Genomic DNA, 3,728 nt, shown 5'->3' with positions numbered 1-3,728 from the left:
AGGACGGCGGCAAGGCCGAGATGCGCCGCAACATCGACGCCTGGTGGCCGCATGTAGAGGCGGGGGTGGAAGCGATTGTCATGAATGCCTCGGGCTGCGGCGTCACCGTCAAGGAGTACGGCTACCACTTGCAGGACGACGCGGCGTATGCGGCCAAGGCGGCACGTATCAGCGAACTGACGCGTGACCTGAGCGAGTTGTTACCTGAACTTGTGGAGGTTTTGCGTGAAAAAGTCTCCGCAGGGGTCGGGAGCGAAACCATTGCATTTCATCCGCCCTGCACACTGCAGCACGGCCAGCAGCTGCGCGGCGGTGTTGAACAACATCTGGGCGCCCTGGGTTTCGACGTGAAGGTCGCCCGTTGCGAGGCGCATCTGTGCTGCGGCTCCGCCGGTACCTACTCCGTGCTCAACCCGGAGATCGCCTTCCAGCTGCGCGACCGCAAGCTGGCGAATCTGGGCGAGATGACACCCGAGGTGATTGTGTCGGCCAATATCGGCTGCATCACGCACCTGCAAAGCGGAACGGCCACGCCGGTCAGGCACTGGGTAGAGTTGCTGGACCAGGCCTTGACCCCGTCTATTGCTATCAAATAAATAGCTGTTTGCGCTTGACAGATAAGGGCTGATGCCCGATTTGACTGTAAATCAGCGGCTGCCCAGCGCATCACGGTAACGCCGGCTGCAGGCCACCAGGCTGCCATCCTTCATGCGCAGGCGCGCGTCGCCGCTGTCCAGCGGCTCGATTTCGGCAATACGGTCCAGATTGACCGCAAAGCTGCGGTGCACCTGGGCAAACCGCGCCGGATCCAGCTGGCCGAGGAAGTCCGCCAGGGTCGAGCGCAGCAGGTAGTCGTGGCCGTTGACGTGGATGCCGACGTAGTTGCCCTGGGCCTGCAGCCATTCGATGTCGTTGGCGGCGATCAGGAATTCCTTGCGCAGTTTGCGCACCAGGAAGCGCTCGGGCCGGGTGGTCGTAGCGGCCACCGGCGCGCTGCCCTCAGCGGCTTCGGGCGCGTCCAGCACACGCGCCTCGCCTTGCAGACGCAGCAGCAGCAGGCGGTAGCTGACCAGCGCGCCAAGAATCAGCACATAACTGCGCACGTCCTTGAGGTATTCGTAGGCGAAGACGCTGGCCCAGTTGCCGACGTTGTAGCTGGCGCCGACGGACGCATAGGCCGCCTTGCGCAGGGCCATCATGACGAGCACGTGCACAACGCAAAACACCAGCGTTCCAGCCAGGTGCCAGGGGAGGTGGCGGTGCAGCGTGTCCCAGCGCAGCGGAAAGCGCCGCTCGAAAGCGACCAGGGCCGGAATCAGCAGGCCCACGGTCAGGTTGCTCGTCAGTTCCCAGATGAGGGGTTGGACAAAAGCCACGTTGCGCAGGTCGATCCAGGTCGTGATGCTGTTGAACAGCATGTGGATGGTCAGCACCAGCACCCAGAAGCCGATCTCGGCCGCGCGCCGGTAGAACTGGTAACGCGCCAGCCAGGTGTTGGTGGTATCGGACATGCCTGAAGTCTAGAAGAATCGCGCCGGCTTTCGTCCCCGGCGGCCGCCGTTCGTCACAAAAGGCAGGCGCCTGGTCCCGCGGGCCAGCCGCAGGTCGCCAGCTGCCTAAAAAATCACAGCTCATTGCGTTCTGCGAAGGAGAAAATCATGAACCGCCGTCACGACATCGATGCGCTGCGCGCCCTGGCCTTTGGCCTGGTGATTGTTTACCACCTCGCCATGTATTACGTGGCCGGCTGGCACTGGCACCTGAAGAGCCCACATGCGGCAGAGTGGCTGCAGATGCCGATGCGGGCGCTGAACCTGTGGCGCATGGACCTGGTGTTCCTGATCTCGGGCGTGGCCCTGGGTTTTTTGCAACGCGGTCAGGCACGCCTGGTCCTGTTGCGCAGTCGCAGCTGGCGCCTGTTGCTGCCGCTGGTCTTCGGCATGGCGGTGGTCGTGCCGTTCCAGGCCTACGCCCAGGCTGTGGCCAACGGCAGCATTGCGTCAGGGTTTGGTGCCTTCCTGCTGCGTTATGCCACCGGCGGGCCGTGGCCGGCCGGCGCATTTGACGGTTCGGACTTCGGCGTGACCTGGAACCACCTCTGGTACCTGCCCTACCTGTGGCTCTACACCAGCCTGCTGCTTCTGCTGCTGCCCGTGCTGGCGTCGGGCGCAGGCCAGCGTTTGCGCCACGCGTTTGCCGGGCTGCGCGGGCCGGCCCTGATGATTGTGCCGGTGCTGCCGCTGATGCTGTGGTCGCTGACTTTGTGGCCGCATTTCCCGCCCACGCATGACCTGATCGGTGACGGCTGGCTGCACGCGGTGTATTTCACACTCTTCCTGTACGGCTGGTGCATTGGGACGGACGAACACTGGTGGGCCGAAGCGGCCCGGCTGCGCTGGCCGGCACTGGGCATTGCGCTGGCGCTGCTCGCGATTTATCTGGCGCTGCTCGCGCTGCCTGCCGGTCTGGCGGTGCCGCGCCTGCTGTTGCGCCTGACGGCGGATGCCTATGTGTGGACGGCGCTGCTGGCGATTCTCGGATGGGGCCATGCAAAGCTGAACCGTCCCTGGCGCTGGTTGCCCTGGGCCAGGGCCTCGGTTTATCCCTGGTACGTGCTGCACCAGACGCTCATCATCGTTTTTGTATGGTGGCTTGCGCCGCTGCGGCTGGGCCCCTGGCTGGAACCCGCACTGCTGCTGACGGGCACGCTGCTGGCATGCGGGGCTCTGACCGCCGTCGTGCGCCGCACGGCCTGGTTGCGGCCGCTGTTCGGCCTGGATCGCGGCCCGGATGCGGCGAAGCTCAGGCCGCCAGGGCGGCTTCCACATCCTTCGCCAGGTCGGCGGGCTTGTCGGTAGGCGCATAACGCCGTATGACCTGGCCGTCCTTGCCCACCAGGAACTTGGTGAAGTTCCACTTGATGGACTTGCTGCCCAGCAGGCCGGGGGCTTCGGCCGACAGCCATTTGTACAGCGGGTGCGCGGCCGGGCCGTTGACGTCAATCTTGCCCATCATCGGAAAACTCACGCCGTAGTTGACCTGGCAGAACTCGGCAATCTCGCCGTCGGCGCCCGGGTCCTGCGAGCCGAACTGGTTGCAGGGGAAGCCCAGCACCACCAGGCCCTTGCCGGTGTAGGCCTTGTGCAGTTCTTCCAGCCCGCCGAACTGCGGCGTGAAGCCGCACTTGCTGGCCGTGTTCACGATCAGCATGACTTTGCCCTTGAATTGGGAAAGCGCAATGTCCTGGCCGTTGATCTGCTGGGCTTCGAAGTCGTAAATGCTGCTCATGGCGCGCTCCTGGTTGGAGCTGCCACTGTACTGCAGCGAAGCAACCCAGGGGAGGGGAATGTCTTGTCAAGCAGGGGCCGCGGGTCCGGCTCTGCCGGCCCGCAGGCGCAGCGGCCCCCTCGGGGGCAGCGCAGTACACGAAGTGACAAGCGTGGGGGCTCTATTTCCTCGCTGCGAGCAAGGCGGCCAGCACAATCAGACTGCCGCCCAGCAGGGTGCGCGGGCTGAATTCCGCCGCACCCAGCGCGACCGCCGACAGGCTGGCAAACAGGATCTCGGTCAACATCACGAGGGCGGTGGTGCTGGCCGCCAGGCGCGCCGCACCATACTGCAGCGCCATGTTGCTGAGCAGGAAGGCCAGCGCCAGGCCCAGCGCCACACCCGCCCACGAGGTGCTCCAGACCGGCGCCGGCACGATGTGCCAGGCCATGCCCAGCAAG

At 65.0% G+C, this 3,728-nt stretch carries 4 protein-coding genes and 1 pseudogene; 2 read left to right on the top strand and 3 right to left on the bottom strand.

Going from position 1 to position 3,728, the window contains the following annotated elements:
- A partial coding sequence (locus PSV33_RS04595; RefSeq protein WP_300559248.1) for a heterodisulfide reductase-related iron-sulfur binding cluster occupies positions 1–596 on the top strand: 596 nt, incomplete at its 5' end.
- A gap of 51 nt (positions 597–647) precedes the next feature.
- Here the strand turns inward: PSV33_RS04595 and PSV33_RS04590 are convergent.
- A complete protein-coding gene (locus PSV33_RS04590; RefSeq protein ID WP_300559247.1) occupies positions 648–1,511 on the bottom strand; it encodes a LytTR family DNA-binding domain-containing protein in 864 nt (287 codons plus the stop codon).
- A 147-nt stretch (positions 1,512–1,658) separates the two neighbouring features.
- Here PSV33_RS04590 and PSV33_RS04585 point away from each other — a divergent pair, with 147 nt between their 5' ends.
- Positions 1,659–2,858 (top strand): acyltransferase family protein, encoded by a 1,200-nt coding sequence (locus tag PSV33_RS04585; RefSeq protein ID WP_300559244.1) that lies wholly within the window; start codon positions 1,659–1,661, stop codon positions 2,856–2,858.
- Here PSV33_RS04585 and PSV33_RS04580 read toward each other — a convergent pair.
- Positions 2,803–3,288, bottom strand: coding sequence for a glutathione peroxidase (locus PSV33_RS04580; protein ID WP_300559242.1), 486 nt, complete (start codon positions 3,286–3,288; stop codon positions 2,803–2,805). The genes PSV33_RS04585 and PSV33_RS04580 overlap by 56 nt on opposite strands.
- A 160-nt stretch (positions 3,289–3,448) precedes the next feature.
- Positions 3,449–3,728, bottom strand: a pseudogene (locus tag PSV33_RS04575) (EamA family transporter); the annotation flags it as partial.

The organism is Polaromonas sp. (genome assembly GCF_029945895.1).
Taxonomy (GTDB): domain Bacteria; phylum Pseudomonadota; class Gammaproteobacteria; order Burkholderiales; family Burkholderiaceae_C; genus Polaromonas.
Note: the sequence above shows the minus strand (reverse complement) of the source record. Positions and strands in the feature narration are given on the sequence as shown.

Excerpts from the sequence above, each read along its gene's own strand:
- PSV33_RS04590 (WP_300559247.1), bottom strand. The coding sequence starts at position 1,511 with ATGTCCGATACCACCAACACCTGGCTGGCGCGTTACCAGTTCTACCGG.
- PSV33_RS04585 (WP_300559244.1), top strand. The coding sequence starts at position 1,659 with ATGAACCGCCGTCACGACATCGATGCGCTGCGCGCCCTGGCCTTTGGC.
- PSV33_RS04580 (WP_300559242.1), bottom strand. The coding sequence starts at position 3,288 with ATGAGCAGCATTTACGACTTCGAAGCCCAGCAGATCAACGGCCAGGAC.